Origin of the sequence: Pseudomonas canadensis (genome assembly GCF_030980095.1) — a bacterium.
GTDB lineage: Bacteria > Pseudomonadota > Gammaproteobacteria > Pseudomonadales > Pseudomonadaceae > Aquipseudomonas > Aquipseudomonas canadensis.
In genome coordinates this window covers 568,852-587,355 of sequence record NZ_CP133298.1, presented here as the reverse complement: position 1 = coordinate 587,355, position 18,504 = coordinate 568,852, and the positions used below count along the sequence as shown (strand labels likewise).

The window sequence follows — 18,504 nt, the reverse complement described above, 5'->3', positions numbered from 1 at the left end:
CCGCGCGAGGCAAGCTCGCTCACCACAAAAGCTAGCGTCCACAGGGGATAGCGTTCAGTCATTTTTATTGGGGAAACGCCGTAGATCGAGGGTCATCGGCAATTCGTCGTTGATGACAACCGTCGGCACGTCGAGCTTCCCTGGGCTATGCCCCAACCGGAAGAACCGCGCCATTCGCCGGCTCTCTGCCTCATTGGCATTCACCGGCAGGCTGTCGTAATTGCGCCCACCCGGATGGGCGACATGGTACTGGCAGCCGCCCAGCGAACGCTGCATCCAAGTGTCCAGCAGATCGAACACCAGCGGCGCATGCACCGCGATGGTCGGTTGAAGACAGTTGGCCGGTTGCCAGGCGCGGTAACGCACGCCAGCGACGAACTCACCAACTCGCCCGGTGGCTTGCAGCGGCACCGGGACGCCATTGCAGGTCAGCAGGTAGCGCTGCGGGGGCAGCCCGGTCAATTTGACTTGCAGACGCTCAAGGGATGAATCCACATAACGCACTGTGCCGCCGACCGCGCCCTCCTCGCCCAGGACGTGCCAGGGTTCCAGAGCCTGACGCAGCTCCAGCTCGATCCCGCTGACGGCGTAGTCACCCACTTTGGGGAAACGGAATTCCAGGTGCGCGGCAAACCACTCGGCGCGCAGCGGATAGCCGGCGCTGTTGAGTTCGACGATCACGTCGGCAAAGTCTTGCTCGATGAAATGCGGCAGCAGGAAACGGTCGTGCAGCTCTGTGCCCCAACGTGCCAGCTTCGGCGGCGCGTAGGGTTCGCGCCAGAATCGCGCGACCAAGGCGCGCAACAGCAATTGCTGGGTCAGGCTCATGCGCGCATGGGGCGGCATTTCAAACGCGCGCAGTTCCAGCAGGCCGAGGCGGCCAGTGGCGCCGTCCGGCGAGTAGAGTTTGTCGATGCAGAATTCGGCGCGGTGGGTGTTGCCAGTCACGTCGATCAGCAGGTTGCGCAGCAGGCGGTCCACCAACCACGGCGGGCATTCCTCACCGGGTTCTGGCATTTGTGCGAAGGCGATTTCCAGTTCGTACAACGCGTCATTACGCGCCTCGTCCACCCGTGGAGCCTGGGAAGTCGGGCCGATGAACAGGCCGGAAAACAGGTAGGACAATGACGGATGGTTGTGCCAGTAGCTGATCAGACTGCGCAGCAGATCGGGTCGGCGCAGAAACGGTGAGTCCTTGGGCGTTGCACCACCGAGTACAAAGTGATTACCGCCGCCGGTACCGGTGTGACGCCCGTCGATCATGAATCTTTCGGTGGTCAATCGCGTTTGCCGCGCCTCTTCGTAGAGAAATTCGGTGCGTTCCACCAATTCGTCCCAAGTGGCGGACGGCTGCACGTTGACCTCAATCACACCCGGGTCCGGCGTGACGCGGAAGTTACTCAGCCGCGTGTCGGCCGGCGGCTCGTAGCCTTCCAGCAATACCGGGCAGTGCAGCTCTTCGGCGGTGGCTTCAATGGCTGCCACCAGTTCCAGATAGTCTTCGACGCGCTCCAGGGGCGGCATGAACAGATAGAGGCGCCCTTCACGCGCCTCAGCGCACAGAGCGGTGCGAGTCAGCCAGTCGGCGGACTCGTCCACCTTGGGCACACGCTCCTCGCTCGGCGCGGCCTCATCATGGTGTTGCAGTTGCCTAGTGGACGGCAGCTCCGGCTGATCCTGATTCGGGTCAGTCGGGTGCACAAACGGATACTCCGCCGCCGTCACCCATGGCTGCGAGGCCAATGGCAGGCGATAACCCAGCGGCGAATCCCCCGGCACCAGGCGGCAGTGGTTGTCGCGCAAATACCAGCGCCCGCTTTGCCAGCGGTCATTGGCTGCCGTGCGCGCCAACGGCAGCACTTGGCCGATGACTTTATCCAGGCCCTGGCTGAACACCTTGCGCAGGCGTTCGCGCTCCAGATCGTCGCTCAGCCGCGGATCTTGGGCGGTGACGTTCTGCGGCAGCGCCCCCTCGCGCCACAGGTAGTAGAAGTTGTCTTCGAACGCCGGGAACACAAAGCGCGCCGGTAATTTGAGGCGCTCTGCGACGCTGGCCAGGAAACGTCCGGCCAGCGCACCGTCAGCGCCGTAGTCCGCCTGCTCATCGGCAATCAACGCGCTGTTGTGCCAGATCGGCACACCGTCGCGGCGCCAGTAACAGTTGAGCGACCAACGCGGCAGTTGCTCGCCGGGGTACCACTTGCCCTGGCCGAAGTGCACCAACCCCTTGGGTGCGTAGTGCTTGCGCATGCGCTGGAACAGCTCGGCAGACAGTCGGCGCTTGTCCGGACCTAAGGCGGCGGTGTTCCACTCGGCGCCGTCGGGATCGTCGATGGAAACGAAGGTCGGCTCGCCGCCCATGGTCAGGCGCACATCGTCCTTGAGCAGGTCGCCATCGATCTGACTGCCCAAGGCCTGGATCGCCAGCCATTGTTCTTCGGTGTAAGGCTTGGTGACGCGTGGGGCTTCCCAAATCCGCTCAACCGACATTTCGTGGGTGAATTCGCACTCGCAAGGCTCCACCAGCCCACTGATCGGTGCGGCGGACGATGGATCGGGACTACACGCCAACGGAATATGGCCTTCACCGGCGAACAGCCCGGAGGTGGCATCCAGGCCAATCCAGCCGGCGCCGGGCAAATACACTTCGCACCAGGCGTGCAGGTCGGTGAAGTCCACTTCGGTGCCGGAGGGCCCATCGAGGGCTTTGACGTCGGCTGTGAGCTGAATCAGGTAACCGGACACGAAACGTGCTGCCAGCCCCAGATTGCGCAGAATCTGCACCAGCAACCAGGCCGAGTCGCGGCATGAGCCAGAGGCGTTTTCCAGGGTGAACTCTGGGGTTTGCACGCCTGGCTCCATGCGGATCAGGTAGCCGATATCGGCCGCCAAGCGCTGATTGAGGCCCACCAGAAAGTCCACGGCCGGCAAGGGTGTGCGGTCGATACCCGCCAGGTACGCGGCGAACTTCGGCGTCAGCGGCAGGGTTTCCAGGTACGGCGCCAGCTCACGCTGCTCGTCGGCGGCGTAGCTGAAGGGGATTTTCTCGGCATAGGGCTCGAGGAAAAAGTCGAAGGGGTTGAACACCGCCATTTCAGCGACCAGGTCGACTTCGATGCGCAGCTCGTCAGTCTTTTCCGGGAACACCAACCGCGCCAGGTAATTGCCCTGGGGGTCCTGCTGCCAGTTGATGAAATGCTGCTCAGGCAGCACTTTCAGCGCGTAGGACAGAATTCGCGTCCGGCTATGGGCTGCCGGGCGCAACCGCACGATCTGTGGGCCGAGTTCGACAGCGCGGTCGTAGCGGTAATGCGTAACGTGGTGCAACGCGACATGAATCGACACGGCGGCCTCCTGCGAGCCAGGGCATGGGAACAAAGCGCGCAAGACTTATGCCAGAGCGGCGGTCATTGCGCTTTATCGTAAGACCCGGTGCAGTACAGCACCAAAACGGCGCCAACGGGGGCGCCATGGTGCATGTGACGCACATATTTGTGGCGCGGATGTGAGGGTGGGTGGGGAATCTACCCAATCAGCCGGTTTTGCGCTTGGCGATCGCGGCTTGACGCAGGTGGCGGATCTCAAGCAGCTTCTGGCGCATTTCGCGATGGCGCTTGCTGTTGAGCAGCAACAATCCAAGCAGCGGGAAGAGCACAGCCGAGCCATAGACCAGCGTGTGCAGGTCGTATTGAATCATTGGCAGTACGAACAACAGGCAAGCGCCGAGATACCCCGCCACCAGTTTCGTCGCCAACGGATAGCCGCGCGCGATCATGACGTTGCCAAATACCAGCACCGCGACCAGCATCAGGATCGCAGCGCCCGAACAGCCGGATTTAAGCGCGGGATCAGTGTCGCGCAAATAGGTTACGCGCGCCGTGGAAACCGCAGCGGAGCCGGAAAAGATCGCCATGAAAATCGTGCCCATGAACACGGGGAAATAGCGCGCGAAAAAACCGGGTATCGACGGCGACTCCTTCACATGCGGCTACTCGACCCAACGGTTGATTTGACAGATTGCCGAATGCGACGGATTCCCACCAGTTTTGCACGCATCTCTCGTTGAACCTTGCTGTTAAGTATCAACAATCCAAGGAACGGGAATAACAGCGCCAACCCATAGAGAACTTTATGAGGCTGGTACTGAAGCATTGGGACGACAAACAGTAGACAGGCGACGTAGATGCCGACCATCACCCACACCCAGGAGGGGCGGCCCCGCAAAATCATAAAGTTGCTATGGACCGTCAACAGAATGAGCAGCGCCCCGGCAGACATGATCTTGAGCCCCACTTGAGCAATGGGCGCATCACGAAAATAGGTGATAAACGCCAGCGCCACAGCCAACGCCAAAGAAAAACACGCAGCAAATACGCCGCCCATAAACGTCAGAAAGTATTGCCTGAAAAAGTCGCGTAGCGTCATTAACTCGTTCATTCGTTTATTTCCTCGTACAACCCAATCGCGATGGTATTGACGTTTCCGGAGTACGCACTCCCGCCAAATCCTATGGTTGCGCCGAGGACGTCTTTGATCTGGGTAGTGGTGCTGTGCTTGAGCTGCGTAGGGGTGAAACGCTTGGTGAGTTCGCCCGACGCCTGCCTCAATTTGATCATCTTCGCGGTCAAGCTGGGATGGTTGATGCTCAGCAGCTCTTTCGTCAGCTTGGCTCTTTCCTGGCGATTCAAACCGCGAAGCACATCACGCAGGCTCTTGCCCGTCGATGCTTTGGCGGCCCTGACCAGCTTGACCGTCGTCAGGGCCGAAGCGCCCACACCTGCCAGTGATACGGCGTCCAGCACGATGGACGCATTCTGGTACCAGCCTTCACTGTCGAGCGAATCCTTGACCTCAGGTTTGGCGACTTCCAGCGCTGTTCGGGCAATGCCGTTAAAGCACTGAAGCGTACTCGCGCCGGCAGCCGCATACCCCACTACAACGATGACGGAACTGGCGCCAGCGCTGAAAGGCACCAGAATGGTTCCACTGGCAATCGCAGCCCAACTGATGACCGCCCCCAAGCAGGAGACTCCGGTATTCACGGCTTCGCCAATCAGTCGCGACTCTCGAGGATTGCTCACGACATGTTGAGCAAACTGCGTTGGCGCAATGTACTTCTGCGCTTCACGCAAAATGATGCGCTTAGGCTTGATGCTGCAGATGGGCTTGAATTCGCGCAGGGTAATGATGTTGAAGTCAGCGTCGATGTATACGACGCCTGCGCCGACAATCCCGGGATCGGCGTCGATAGCCGCGAACAGGCGCGGCAGGTTGATCTGGCTTTCAATGCGCTGGCGCGCCATGAACTGCGAGCGGTTGGAGTCCATGCCGATGCCGGCCAGGGGGTTGCCCATGGGGTGTTCTTCCTTGAAATGGGTGGTGACTGAACTGACGCCTTCGCGAGCAAGCCCGCTCCCACATTTTGATTTGCGAATACATTCAAGTGTGGGAGCGGGCTTGCTCGCGAAGGCGATTTAATGGTCGCCACCTTAACAAACAGGCTCGCCACCGAATAGAAAGCAAAACGCCAGCACAAGGCTGGCGTTTTACATGTTCAGGCTGCGATCAACGCGGCACGACCGGCTTGCGCGCAGGCTTGCCGCCCTTGCCCTTGGCCGCATCGGCGCGCTCCTTGGCGGCCTGCTTGTTACGCGCCTGGGCCGCGGCCTTGGCTTGCTCACGCTTGTCCCACGGGTTGCTGCCGTCGCTGCCACGCGGCGGCAGTCCGGTGTGCTGGGTGAGGATCTTCGTGGTGGTTTCCTTCGCGACCTTATGGCTGCCGGCCGGCGTCGAGTTCTTGCGACGCGCGCTCTGGTAGCTGTCGGTGCTCGGCTGGTGCAGCGGGATCAGTTGGTCCTTGCCTGGCCCGATCAAGTCGGCACGGCCCATGCGGGTCAGTGCTTCACGCAGCATTGGCCAGCCTTTCGGGTCGTGGTAACGCAGGAACGCCTTGTGCAGACGGCGCTGCTCTTCGCTCTTGACGATGGTCACTGCATCGCTCTTGTAGGTGACCTTGCGCAGCGGGTTCTTGCCCGAGTGGTACATCGCGGTGGCGGTGGCCATCGGCGACGGGTAGAACGCCTGCACCTGGTCGGCGCGGAAGCCGTTGCCCTTGAGCCACAGGGCCAGGTTCATCATGTCTTCATCGGTGGTGCCCGGGTGGGCGGCGATGAAGTAAGGAATCAGGTACTGCTCCTTGCCCGCTTCCTTGGTGTACTTCTCGAACATGCGCTTGAACTTGTCATAGCTGCCAATGCCCGGTTTCATCATCTGGTTGAGCGGACCTTCCTCGGTGTGTTCCGGGGCGATCTTGAGGTAGCCACCGACGTGGTGGGTCACCAGCTCTTTGACATATTCCGGCGATTCGACGGCCAGGTCATAGCGCAGGCCGGAAGCGATCAGGATCTTCTTCACACCCGGCAATGCACGCGCGCTGCGATACAGCTGGATCAACGACGAGTGATCAGTGTTCAGGTTCGGGCAGATACCGGGGAATACGCACGATGGCTTGCGGCACGCAGATTCGATTTCCGGGCTCTTGCAGGCGATGCGGTACATGTTCGCGGTCGGGCCGCCGAGGTCGGAGATCACGCCGGTAAAGCCCGGCACTTTGTCGCGGATCTCTTCGATCTCGCGGATGATCGACTCTTCGGAACGGTTCTGGATGATGCGCCCTTCGTGCTCGGTGATCGAGCAGAAGGTGCAGCCGCCGAAGCAGCCACGCATGATGTTCACCGAGAAACGGATCATGTCGTAGGCCGGAATTTTTTCCTTGCCATACGCCGGGTGCGGAACACGGGCGTAAGGCATGCCGAACACGTAGTCCATTTCTTCGGTGGTCATGGGAATGGGCGGCGGATTGAACCACACGTCCACCTCACCGTGCTTCTGCACCAGGGCACGGGCGTTGCCTGGGTTGGTTTCCAGGTGCAACACGCGGTTGGCGTGAGCGTAGAGCACGGCGTCGCCACGGACCTTCTCTACCGAAGGCAGACGGATCACGGTCTTGTCGCGGGTCATGCGCGGGCTGGCCAGGATCTGGACGACCTTGGCTTCTTCCGGGTCATCCACCGGCCCCTTCTCTTGCTCGATAGCGCAAGCCTGGGTGTCTTGAGTGTTGACGTACGGGTTGATGATCTTGTCGATCTTGCCTGGACGGTCGATACGCGTGGAGTCCACTTCGTACCAGCCCACCGGCGTGTCGCGGCGAATGAACGCGGTGCCGCGCACGTCAGTGATGTCTTCGATCTTGTGGCCCCACGACAGGCGCTGGGCGACTTCGACAATCGCACGCTCGGCGTTGCCGTACAGCAGGATATCGGCGGTAGCGTCGATCAGGATCGAGTTACGCACGCGGTCCTGCCAGTAGTCGTAGTGGGCGATGCGGCGCAGGGAGGCTTCGATGCCGCCAAGTACGATCGGCACGTTCTTATAGGCTTCCTTGCAACGCTGGCTGTACACCAGGCTCGCGCGGTCCGGGCGTTTGCCGGCCATGCCGCCGGGGGTGTAGGCGTCGTCGGAACGGATTTTCTTGTCGGCGGTGTAGCGGTTGATCATCGAATCCATGTTGCCGGCCGCGACGCCGAAGAACAGGTTCGGCTCGCCGAGCTTCATGAAGTCGTCTTTGGACTGCCAGTTCGGCTGGGCAATGATCCCGACGCGGAAGCCCTGGGACTCCAGCAGCCGGCCGATGATCGCCATGCCGAACGACGGATGGTCAACATACGCATCACCGGTGACGATGATGATGTCGCAGGAATCCCAGCCAAGCTGATCCATCTCCTCCCTGCTCATCGGCAGGAATGGCGCTGGACCGAAACATTCGGCCCAGTACTTGGGATAGTCAAATAACGGCTTGGCTGTTTGCATGACGGTGACCGGTGTTGAGATGGAAAATCGCGGGCGCGGAATATAGCACAAATTTTGACCAATTCCGACGGTAATGGTCGGAATTGAGCAGACGAGTTATTCGTCGTCGTCGAAGTTGTAGCTGCCTGGCGCGAGGTTTTCGAAGCGGGTGTACTTGCCGATAAACGCCAGGCGGATAAAACCAATCGGCCCGTTCCGCTGCTTGCCGATGATGATCTCGGCGATGCCTTTGTGCTCGGTTTCGGGGTGGTATACCTCGTCGCGGTACACGAACATGATCACGTCGGCGTCCTGCTCGATCGCACCCGATTCCCGCAAGTCGGAGTTCACCGGGCGCTTGTTGGGACGTTGTTCCAGGGAACGGTTGAGCTGGGACAGCGCCACCACCGGGCAGTTGAATTCCTTGGCCAGGGCTTTCAAGGACCGGGAAATCTCGGAAATCTCGTTGGTCCGGCTGTCACCGCTGGAACCCGGGATCTGCATCAACTGCAGGTAGTCGATCATGATCAAGGCAATATCGCCGTGTTCACGCACCAGGCGGCGGGTGCGTGCACGCATCTCCGAGGGGCTGATGCCCGCAGTGTCGTCGATGAACAGCTTGCGGTCATTGAGCAGGTTGACCGCCGAGGTCAGCCGCGGCCAGTCGTCATCTTCCAGCTGGCCGGAACGCACCTTGGTCTGGTCGATACGGCCCAGGGACGAGAGCATCCGCATGATCAGCGATTCACCGGGCATCTCCAGGGAGTACACCAGGACGGTCTTGTCGCTGCGCAACACGGCGTTTTCGACCAGGTTCATCGCGAAGGTGGTCTTACCCATGGAGGGACGACCAGCGACGATGATCAAGTCGGACGGCTGCAGGCCGCTGGTCTTCTCGTCGAGGTCGGCATAGCCGGTGGAAATACCGGTGATGGCCGCGTCGGTGTTGAACAGCGTGTCGATACGGTCGATGGCCTTGGTCAACAGCTCGTTGACGCCTACCGGGCCGCCGGTTTTCGGGCGGGCCTCGGCGATCTGGAAGATCTGGCGTTCGGCTTCGTCGAGGATCTCTTCGGCGGTACGCCCTTCCGGGTTGAAGGCGCTGTCGGCGATCTCGGTGCTGATACCGATCAGTTGGCGCAGCGTGGCCCGCTGGCGAACAATCTGGGCATAGGCCTTGATGTTGGCGACGGACGGCGTGTTCTTCGCCAGTTCACCGAGGTAGCCGAGGCCGCCGACCTGGGAGGTCTGGCCTTCCTTGTCTAGCTGCTCGGCCAGGGTCACCACGTCGATCGGTGAGTTCTGGTCGGCCAGCTTGGCGATGGCACGGAAGATCAGGCGGTGGTCATGGCGATAGAAGTCACCGTCCGAGACTTGATCCAGCACGCGCTCCCAGGCGTTGTTGTCCAGCATCAAACCACCGAGCACAGCCTGTTCGGCCTCGATGGAATGCGGCGGCACCTTCAGGGCAGCGGTTTGCAGATCGTATTGCTCAGGAGCTGAAATATCGTTCATGGCCACTTGGAATTTGGGGTGTGTAGAAAAACAAAAGGCACGACCTGTAAACAGGATCGTGCCCGATGTTAACTGGCTGACACGCGAGGTGCCAGTCAGTTAGGTGCTGCTTAAGCTGCTACCACGATAACGCGTACGGTGGCTTCAACTTCGGCGTGCAGGTGCACGGCTACGTCGAATTCACCTACGTTACGGATGGTGCCGTTCGGCAGACGAACTTCGCTCTTCTGCACTTCAACGCCGGAGGCGGTCAGTGCATCAGCGATGTCGTGGGTGCCGATCGAACCGAACAGCTTGCCTTCGTCACCGGCGGTGGCAGTGATAGTCACTTCCAGCTCAGCCAGTTGGGCAGCGCGAGTTTCGGCCGAAGCTTTTTTGTCTGCTGCTGCTTGTTCCAGCTCAGCACGACGCTCTTCAAACGCAGCCAGGTTGGCAGCGGTTGCAGCGGTGGCTTTGCCGTATGGCAGCAGGTAGTTACGACCGTAACCGGCCTTAACGTTCACTTTGTCGCCCAGGTTGCCCAGGTTGGCGACTTTTTCCAGAAGGATCAGTTGCATGTGAAAATCCTCTAACTTTTAACCTTCACCGTTCGCGTTATCGGCGTCTTTCGGCGCCAGACGACCGCGAAAATCAATCAGGCCGTCGACAATGGCCAAAACCACGAGTAACGGATAGATCAGTTGCATGAACACCAGCATCGTTACGTACATCCCCACCAGCCAGAACTTGGCCAGGCGCTTCTGCGCGACCAGCCCATGAATCAGGGCCAGTCCGGAAAACACCAGCGGTACGCTGCAAAACAGCATCAGCAAGGTGGCTTGTGAACCGAAGTACGGTCCGACCACCATGAGTGCCAGCAGCAACATCGCCGGGCCCACGGGGATTCTGATACTGCGAAATTCGCGACCAAAACCACCCGGGTTGTACAACAACGCCTGCCAATAACGCCCAAGCATCAGGCTCAGCAAACTGACGATCTGCATCATTACCGCCATCAGGCCGATCAGGGCCGGTGCAATCAGCGTTGCCAGTCGCGCTCGCTCTTCTACCGACAGCTGTTGGTAGAGTTCCCCGAGGGCCATCGGCAGGATCTTGACGATCTCTTGCGACAGCGCCTCGATCTGCGGGCGGAAAGCCGCGTCAATCAACACCGAAAACACCAACCCCAACGCCACGCTGACCAGCAGCGTGCGGACCCAGGACTCACTTGCGCGCAAAACCAACGCAAGGCTCGACGACCCCAGCAGCACCAGAAGCACTTTGGGTTCGCCCAGTTGCAACCACCAGATCAAGGCGGCTACGACTCCCAGGGCCAGGATGCCAACGGCATCCTGCAAACCGCGCCGCAGGAGCACAAGGCATCCAGCGGCAGCAGCCAACCAATACAACAACGGCAATGCTGCACATCCAGCCACTACCAGAGTGGCCTGCACACGACCGCGCATGATGAACTCAGCTAAGGCGCGCATGCATTCAATCCCTTACTACTTGTCGACTGCCCGGTCTCAGCGGCCGTGGCTGTCGGTGTAGGCCAGCAGGGCCAGGAAGCGGGCGCGCTTGATAGCGGTGGCCAGCTGACGCTGATAACGTGCTTTGGTACCGGTGATACGGCTTGGAACGATTTTGCCGGTCTCGGATACGTAGGCTTTCAGAGTGTTGAGATCTTTGTAATCGATCTCTTTCACGTCTTCAGCGGTGAAGCGGCAGAATTTACGACGACGGAAGAAACGTGCCATTTGATAGGCTCCTTAAAAGGTCCGTGGATTACTCGTCAGCGTTATCGCTGTTGTCGCTGTCATCACTATCAGCGCTATCAGCGCCTTCGTGCTCAGGACGGTCGCGACGCTCACGGCGCTCACTGCGGTTTTCTTCAGCCTTGAGCATCTCGGATTGGCCGGTAACGGCTTCTTCGCGACGGATGACCAGGTTACGGATCACAGCATCGTTGTAGCGGAAGTTGTCTTCCAGCTCGGCCAGGGCCTTGCCAGTGCACTCAACGTTCAGCATCACGTAGTGAGCCTTGTGAACATTGTTGATTGCGTAGGCCAGTTGACGACGGCCCCAATCTTCCAGACGGTGGATTTTGCCGCCGTCTTCTTCGATCAGCTTGGTGTAACGCTCAACCATGCCGCCGACTTGCTCGCTTTGATCCGGGTGGACCAAAAAGATGATTTCGTAATGACGCATGAATGCTCCTTACGGGTTGTAGCCTGCCGCTCAAAAACGGTCAGACAAGGAGTGAATGACACTTATGGATCTTGCCGCAGGGAGGCACATCGGTGCCTGCCAGGAAGGCAAGGGGCGCAATTGTAGAGAAGGGGGAGGAAGCGTGCAAGGTGATTGGTGATTATTTGAACAACCTCCCAAACACCACAAACCAATTGTAGGAGCCGGCTTGCCAGCGATGGCGTCCGGAAGATCGCTATCGCCGGCAAGCCGGCTCCTACAGTCGAGAGGTTTACTTCTTGGTCTTGGCCTTGGCGCCACGCTGACGCTGGGCTTCAAACAGGCACACGCCGGTGGCAACCGACACGTTGAGGCTGCTGACGCTACCGGCCATCGGCAGATGTACCAGGTAATCGCAATGTTCGCGGGTCAGGCGACGCATACCTTTGCCTTCGGCGCCCATGATCAGGATGGTCGGGCCGGTGAGGTCCTGGTCATAAATGCTGACCTCGGCCTCGCCTGCCGTACCCACCACCCACAGACCACGCTGCTGGAGTTTCTCCAGGGTGCGCGCCAAGTTGGTCACGGCCACCAGCGGAATCACTTCCGCCGCGCCACAGGCGACTTTACGCACGACCGGCGTCAAGGTCGCGGACTTATCTTTAGGCACGATCACCGCCAGCGCGCCGGCAGCGTCAGCCGAACGCAGGCAAGCGCCGAGGTTGTGCGGATCGGTCACGCCGTCCAGCACCAGCAGCAACGGCGCACCTTCGGTACGGTCGAGCAGCTCGTCGAGCATCGCTTCGCCCCAGACCTGGCTCGGGCTGACGTCCGCGACAACGCCCTGGTGCACGCCTTCGACCCACACGTCCATTTCGCGACGCTCGGCCTGGCCGATGGCAACCTTGTTTTGGGTCGCCAGTTCAACCAGCGCCTGTACGCGCGGCTCGCTGCGGCCTTCGGCCAGCCACACTTGCTTGACGCGTTTCGGGTGGTGACGCAGCAGTGCTTCTACGGCGTGGACGCCGTAGATTTTTTCCAGACTCATGACTTGGCCTTAGGTTTGCGCGACCCGCCGCTCTTGGCAGGGCCCGAACCCGCTTTTGGCGGGCCTTTACGGTGTTTACTTGGTTTGCTCGACGGCTTTTCCGCCCCGTGGGACTTTCCCCCAGACGCCGCTTTACCACCGCTTTTGGCTTCGTTGAGCAACTGCTGCTTCAACTCGCGGCTCTTGCGCAGCTCGGCGTTTTTCGCCGCAGCGTCGCTTGGGCGGTAGGCATCAGGGGCCTTTTCCTTGGTTGTCGAGCGACGGCCAGTTTTGGCTGGCGCAGGCTCGGCGGTCGCTGCTTTCGCAGGCGCGGCTTTGCCTTTGCCGGTCGGTTCGCTGCCACGTTTTTTACGGCTGCCCGGCGATTCGGCTGGCTTGTCGGACATGCCGAAGTCGATCTTGCGCTCGTCGAGATCGACGCGCATGACCTGCACTTCCACGGTATCGCCCAAACGGAAGCTGCGACCGGTGCGCTCGCCCGCCAGGCGGTGGTGCACAGGGTCGAAGTGGTAGTAGTCACCCGGCAAGGCGGTGACGTGCACCAGGCCTTCGACGTAGATGTCGGTCAGTTCGACAAACAGGCCAAAACCGGTCACGGCAGTGATCACGCCAGGGAAAGTCTCGCCTACGCGATCCTTCATGAACTCGCACTTGAGCCAGTTCACCACGTCGCGCGTGGCTTCGTCGGCACGGCGCTCGCTCATGGAGCACTGCTCGCCCAGCTGTTCCAGGGCCGCTTCGTCGTACGGATAGATCCGTGCTTTCGGAATGGTCATGGCACCGGCGCGCTTGACGTGCGGGGTGTTCTGCTTGGAGTGGATCACGCTGCGGATTGCGCGGTGCGTGAGCAGGTCCGGGTAACGACGGATCGGCGAGGTGAAGTGGGTGTAAGCCTCGTAATTCAGACCGAAGTGGCCCTGATTGTCGGCGCTGTACACCGCCTGGCTCAATGAGCGCAGCATGACGGTCTGGATCACGTGGTAATCCGGACGGTCCTTGATGCTAGCGAGCAGCGCCTGATAGTCCTTCGGCGTCGGGCCGTCCTTGCCTTTGTGCAGGGACAGGCCGAGCTCGCCGAGGAAGGCGCGCAGTTTTTCCAGACGCTCCGGCGGCGGGCCATCGTGAACGCGATAAAGCGCAGGAATCTCATGCTTCTTCAGGAATTCCGCGGTGGCCACGTTGGCCGCCAGCATGCATTCCTCGATCAGTTTGTGCGCATCGTTACGCGTGGTCGGGGTGATCGCAGCGATCTTGCGCTCGGAACCAAAGACAATCCGGGTTTCCTGGGTTTCAAAATCGATAGCGCCACGCACGTGACGAGCGCCCAGCAACACCTTGTATAGCGCATAAAGCTGCTTGAGGTGCGGCACCACGCCAGCGTATTCAGTACGCAGGGCCTTGGCTTCGCTGGTCTTCGGCGCTTCCAGGATAGTGCTGACCTTGTTGTAGGTCAGGCGCGCCTGGGAGTGGATCACCGCTTCGTAGAACTGGTAGTCGGTCATTTCGCCGGTTTTCGAGATGGTCATCTCGCACACCATGGCCAAACGGTCGACTTTCGGGTTCAGGGAGCACAGGCCGTTGGACAGCTGCTCAGGCAGCATCGGGATCACGCGCTCCGGGAAGTACACGGAGTTGCCGCGCACTTGGGCCTCGTTATCCAGGGCCGAACCGATCTTCACGTAGCTGGATACGTCGGCAATCGCGACGAACAACTTCCAGCCACCGGAGAACAGGCGCAGCTTGCCCGGCTTGGCTTCGCAGTAGACCGCATCGTCGAAGTCGCGGGCATCTTCGCCGTCGATGGTGACGAACGGCAGATGGCGCAGGTCGATGCGTTTTTCTTTGTCTTTCTCTTCCACTTCAGGCTTGAGCTTGCCGGCTTCTTTGAGCACAGCTTCAGGCCAGACGTGAGGAATATCGTAGGTGCGCAACGCAACGTCGATTTCCATGCCCGGCGCCATGTAGTTGCCGACCACTTCAACGATATCGCCCTGGGGCTGGAAGCGCGCCGTTGGCCAGTGAGTGATCTTCACCTCGACGAACTGGCCGACCTTGGCGGCGCCATTGCGGCCTGGGGTGATCAGCACTTCCTGCTGGACCTTCGGGTTATCCGGCACGACAAAGCCAATGCCGCCTTCTTCGAAGTAACGGCCGACGATGGACTCATGGGCACGGGACACCACTTCGACGATCACGCCTTCACGGCGACCGCGACGGTCCAGGCCGGAAACGCGCGCCAGGGCACGATCGCCATCGAACACCAGGCGCATTTGCGCCGGGCTCATGAACAGGTCATCGCTGCCGTCGTCCGGGATCAGGAAGCCGAAACCGTCACGATGGCCGGCAATGCGGCCCAGGATCAGGTCGAGCTTATCCACAGGCGCGTAAGTGCCACGGCGGGTGTAGATCAGTTGAGCATCACGCTCCATGGCACGCAAACGGCGGCGCAGGGCTTCGAGTTGGTCTTCGGTGGTCAGACCGAACTCTTCAACCAACTGCTCGCGGCTAGCAGGCGAACCCCGATCAGCGAGGTGCGCCAGGATCAGTTCGCGGCTAGGAATAGGGTTTTCATATTTTTCCGCTTCACGAGCGGCCTCGGGATCGAGGGACTGCCAATCGGCCATTAGAGAGTTTTCACCTTGTCTATATGCGGGTTAGTTTGGCATACGCGTATTGAAACGGGAAATTTCAGACGCCAACAAGCCTTTTAAAGCCCTTTGCAGCCCCCGGCGGACACCTTGCACGACCATTGGCGAAATTTTCCAGGCTTTTTTCATGGCAGGGCTTTACAGCTTAAAATCCCCTCCGTATAGTGCGCGCCATCGACGACGGCAACGTTGTCTGATAATGCCCAGGTGGTGAAATTGGTAGACACGCCAGCTTCAGGTGCTGGTGATCGCAAGGTCGTGGAAGTTCGAGTCTTCTCCTGGGCACCAAATTCAGATCAAACCCGCGAAAGCGGGTTTTTTCGTTTCAGGCCTTTGATTTTTAACGGAAAACTTGATTTATTTTTTCTAATCAGGGGTTTACAGATCAAAAAGCCCTCCGTATAGTTCGTCCCATCAACAGCGCAAGCGCTGCTGATAATGCCCAGGTGGTGAAATTGGTAGACACGCCAGCTTCAGGTGCTGGTGATCGCAAGGTCGTGGAAGTTCGAGTCTTCTCCTGGGCACCAAATTCAGATCAAACCCGCGAAAGCGGGTTTTTTCGTTTCCGGGGTTTGAAAAACCTGACCTGAATCTTTCCCAGCGATTTGCCCCCTCGCCCGCACCTGAGAAACTTTATCGTTTATCCTTGTAAGTATTTGTTGCATACAAGTGAGGAACAACCCGGATGATGATCCGCGATACCCATCTCAAGACATCCCTTCTGCGCGGCCTGACCATCACTCTGCTCGGCCTGACCCTGCTCTCGCCCACCGCCTACTCCGCCGACAAGGTTTCCCTGACCCTGTACAACGGCCAGCATAAAGAAGTCGGCGATGAACTGGCCAAGGCCTTCGAAGCCAAGACCGGTATTCACGTCAACGTGCGCAAAGGCAGCAGCAACCAGCTCGCCAGCCAAGTCGTGGAAGAAGGCGACCGCTCGCCTGCCGACGTGATCTACACCGAAGAATCGCCACCATTGAACAAACTCGGCGAACAAGGCCTGCTGGCCAAGATCGACGCCAGCACCCTCGACGTATTGCCCAAGGATTATGTCGGCGCCAATGGCGACTGGATGGGCGTGACTGCGCGCACCCGCGTCGTGGCGTTCAATCCGAAATTGATCGCGGAAAAAGACCTGCCGAAATCGGTGCTGGATTTTGCCGGCCCCGAATGGCAAGGCAAGGTCGGCTTCGTACCTACCAGCGGCGCCTTCCAGGAGCAGGCCGTGGCGATCATCAAGCTGCACGGGCGTGAAGCCGCCGAAGAATGGCTGACCGGCCTGCGTGCCTTCGGCAAGGTCTACAGCAACAACATGGTCGCCCTCAAAGCCGTTGAAAATGGCGAAGTGGCTACCGTGCTGGTGAACAACTACTACTGGTTCGCCCTGAAGAAAGAAAAAACCAACCTGGACTCCCAACTGCATTACTTCACCGATGGCGATGCCGGTGGCTTGATCACCGTATCTTCGGCGGCGGCGCTGAAATCCAGCAAGCATCCGAAAGAAGCCCAGCAACTGCTGGCGTTCATGGCCAGTGAAGAGGGCCAGCGCGTCATCACCAACACCTCGGCTGAATACCCGCTGCGTAAAGGCATGGAATCCAGCCGTGGTCTCAAGCCGTTCAGCGAGCTGCAACCGCCGAAAGTCACCCCTGCGGACCTTGGCAACGCCGAAGAAGCCCTGGACCTGGAACGCGATGTTGGCTTGAACTGATGAACCCATCGCTACCCGCCCCCGCCCTGCGCGGGGGTTTCAGCCCAAGGCGCAAGCGCCCGTCGATCTGGCTGTTGCTGCCCGTACTGTTGCTGGTCGGCTTGAGCTTGCTGCCGCTGGCCTATGTCGGGCTCAAGGCGTGGCAAGCCGGTTGGGCGGAGGCGGTGCACCTGCTGTGGCGGCCATATGTGTTCGGGTTGCTGCGCAATACCTTGGCGCTGATGATCGGGGTGACGGTGACGTGTGGCGTGATCGGCCTGTCCCTGGCCTGGCTGCTGGAGCGCAGCAATCTGCCGGGACGACGTATCTGGGGCGTGATCCTGTGCCTGCCGTTTGCGGTGCCGGCGTTTGTCAGCAGCTTTACCTGGGTATCGCTGAGCGCCAGTTTCGAAGGGCTTGGCGGGGCCATCCTGGTGATGAGCCTGTCGAAATACCCGCTGGTGTTTCTGCCGGTGGCAGCGACCCTGCGCAATCTTGACCCGTCCCTGGAAGAGTCGGCCCGCACCCTCGGACTGAATCGCTGGGGCGTGTTCTTTCGCATCACCTTGCCGCTGCTGTGGCCTTCACTGCTGGCCGGAGCATTGTTGATTGCGCTGCATATGCTGGTGGAGTTTGGCGCGCTGTCGATCATCGGTTTGCAGACCTTTACCACCGCGATCTACCAACAGTTCGAGCTTGAGTTCAGCAACGCGAATGCCGCTATGCTCTCGGCAGTGCTGCTGGTGATGTGCCTGACATTGCTGTGGCTGGAGTTGCGCGTGCGCGGCAAGGGCCGGCATGTGCGTATCGGCCAGGGCGCGGCGCGGCATGCGGAGCAGGTTCGACTGGGGAAGTGGACGCCATTGGGTCAGGTTTATTGCCTGGCGCTTGCGATCATCGGCAGCGGGATTCCGCTGGGAATGCTCGGTTATTGGTTGGCAGTGGGATCTTCTGCTGCCTTCCCAGTAGCAGAGATCGGTGAAGCGTTGCTGTCCTCGCTCGCGCTGTCCCTCGGAGGCGCCGCGCTTTGCCTGGTGCTGGCGGTGCCGGTCGGTCTGCTGGTGGTACGCTACAAAGGCCAACTGGCAATCTGGGCCGAACGCCTGCCGTACCTGCTGCACGCACTGCCCGGCTTGGTGATTGCGCTGACCCTGGTGTATTTCGCCCTGCACTACGTGCCGGCGCTGTACCAGACGTCAGCGTTGTTGTTGATTGCTTACGCGCTGTTGTTTCTGCCGCTGGCTCAGGCGCCGATTCGCACCGCGCTGAACAAGGCAGCGCCGCAGCTTGAAGAAGCTGCGCGCACGCTGGGGGCTTCGTCGTTCAGTGCGTTTTGTCGGGTCACCTTACCGATTATTTTCCCGGCGCTCGGCGCTGCATTTGCATTGGTATTCCTGGATGCGATGAAGGAATTGACCGCGACGTTGCTGCTTAGCCCGACAGGGTTGAATACATTGGCGACGGCGGTGTGGGCGCATACCTCGAATGTAGAGTTTGCGGCGGCGGCGCCTTATGCGGCGCTGTTGATTCTAGTGTCGGGGTTGCCGGTGTATTTGCTCACGACTCGGATGTATCTGAGTCGCTAGGAC

General features: G+C 60.0%; 14 protein-coding genes and 2 tRNA genes. 4 read left to right on the top strand and 12 right to left on the bottom strand.

All coding sequences use genetic code 11. The features are described from left to right. Positions 1-54 precede the first annotated feature (54 nt). The 12 genes from RB216_RS02580 to rnr form a co-directional block, all read right to left on the bottom strand. A complete protein-coding gene (locus tag RB216_RS02580) occupies positions 55-3,345 on the bottom strand; it encodes a transglutaminase family protein (RefSeq protein WP_308908281.1) in 3,291 nt (1,096 codons plus the stop codon). Positions 3,346-3,532: 187 nt separating this feature from the next. Continuing rightward, a complete protein-coding gene (locus RB216_RS02575) occupies positions 3,533-3,928 on the bottom strand; it encodes a hypothetical protein (protein ID WP_308908867.1) in 396 nt (131 codons plus the stop codon). 50 nt (positions 3,929-3,978) lie between these two features. Continuing rightward, positions 3,979-4,437 (bottom strand): hypothetical protein, encoded by a 459-nt coding sequence (locus RB216_RS02570; protein WP_100491617.1) that lies wholly within the window; start codon positions 4,435-4,437, stop codon positions 3,979-3,981. Beyond that, a complete protein-coding gene (gene ssp4, locus RB216_RS02565; protein ID WP_308908280.1) occupies positions 4,434-5,354 on the bottom strand; it encodes an Ssp4 family T6SS effector in 921 nt (306 codons plus the stop codon). The genes RB216_RS02570 and ssp4 overlap by 4 nt, the downstream gene beginning before the upstream one ends. A gap of 211 nt (positions 5,355-5,565) precedes the next feature. Further along, positions 5,566-7,869: a YgiQ family radical SAM protein gene (locus tag RB216_RS02560; RefSeq protein ID WP_028615522.1), complete on the bottom strand. Its 2,304-nt coding sequence runs from the start codon at positions 7,867-7,869 to the stop codon at positions 5,566-5,568. A gap of 96 nt (positions 7,870-7,965) precedes the next feature. Continuing rightward, complete coding sequence (gene dnaB / locus RB216_RS02555; RefSeq protein ID WP_016976916.1) at positions 7,966-9,363, bottom strand: replicative DNA helicase; 1,398 nt, start codon at positions 9,361-9,363, stop codon at positions 7,966-7,968. Between the two features lie 110 nt (positions 9,364-9,473). Beyond that, positions 9,474-9,920, bottom strand: a complete 447-nt coding sequence (gene rplI / locus RB216_RS02550) for a 50S ribosomal protein L9 (RefSeq protein WP_016976915.1) — start codon at positions 9,918-9,920, stop codon at positions 9,474-9,476. An 18-nt stretch (positions 9,921-9,938) separates the two neighbouring features. Beyond that, positions 9,939-10,832 (bottom strand): YybS family protein, encoded by an 894-nt coding sequence (locus RB216_RS02545; protein ID WP_028615521.1) that lies wholly within the window; start codon positions 10,830-10,832, stop codon positions 9,939-9,941. Between the two features lie 36 nt (positions 10,833-10,868). Beyond that, complete coding sequence (gene rpsR / locus RB216_RS02540; protein ID WP_002551829.1) at positions 10,869-11,099, bottom strand: 30S ribosomal protein S18; 231 nt, start codon at positions 11,097-11,099, stop codon at positions 10,869-10,871. Positions 11,100-11,127: 28 nt separating this feature from the next. Beyond that, positions 11,128-11,550 carry a 30S ribosomal protein S6 gene (gene rpsF, locus RB216_RS02535; RefSeq protein ID WP_003236224.1) on the bottom strand — a complete coding sequence of 141 codons (423 nt, stop codon included), beginning with the start codon at positions 11,548-11,550 and terminating at the stop codon, positions 11,128-11,130. 271 nt (positions 11,551-11,821) lie between these two features. Beyond that, positions 11,822-12,577 carry a 23S rRNA (guanosine(2251)-2'-O)-methyltransferase RlmB gene (gene rlmB, locus RB216_RS02530; protein ID WP_005784248.1) on the bottom strand — a complete coding sequence of 252 codons (756 nt, stop codon included), beginning with the start codon at positions 12,575-12,577 and terminating at the stop codon, positions 11,822-11,824. Next, positions 12,574-15,201: a ribonuclease R gene (gene rnr, locus RB216_RS02525; protein ID WP_308908279.1), complete on the bottom strand. Its 2,628-nt coding sequence runs from the start codon at positions 15,199-15,201 to the stop codon at positions 12,574-12,576. Before rnr ends, rlmB begins: the two co-directional genes overlap by 4 nt. A 225-nt stretch (positions 15,202-15,426) precedes the next feature. Between rnr and RB216_RS02520 the strand changes: the two genes are divergently transcribed. The 4 genes from RB216_RS02520 to RB216_RS02505 all read left to right on the top strand — a co-directional run bounded on the left by RB216_RS02520 (position 15,427) and on the right by RB216_RS02505 (position 18,501). Beyond that, positions 15,427-15,513 (top strand) — tRNA-Leu (locus RB216_RS02520). Between the two features lie 152 nt (positions 15,514-15,665). Then, a tRNA-Leu gene (locus RB216_RS02515) sits at positions 15,666-15,752 on the top strand. Positions 15,753-15,910: 158 nt separating this feature from the next. Then, positions 15,911-16,936, top strand: a complete 1,026-nt coding sequence (locus tag RB216_RS02510; RefSeq protein WP_016976911.1) for an extracellular solute-binding protein — start codon at positions 15,911-15,913, stop codon at positions 16,934-16,936. Next, on the top strand, positions 16,936-18,501 hold the full coding sequence (locus RB216_RS02505; protein ID WP_028615519.1) for an ABC transporter permease: 1,566 nt from the start codon (positions 16,936-16,938) through the stop codon (positions 18,499-18,501). The genes RB216_RS02510 and RB216_RS02505 overlap by 1 nt, the downstream gene beginning before the upstream one ends. Positions 18,502-18,504 lie beyond the last annotated feature (3 nt).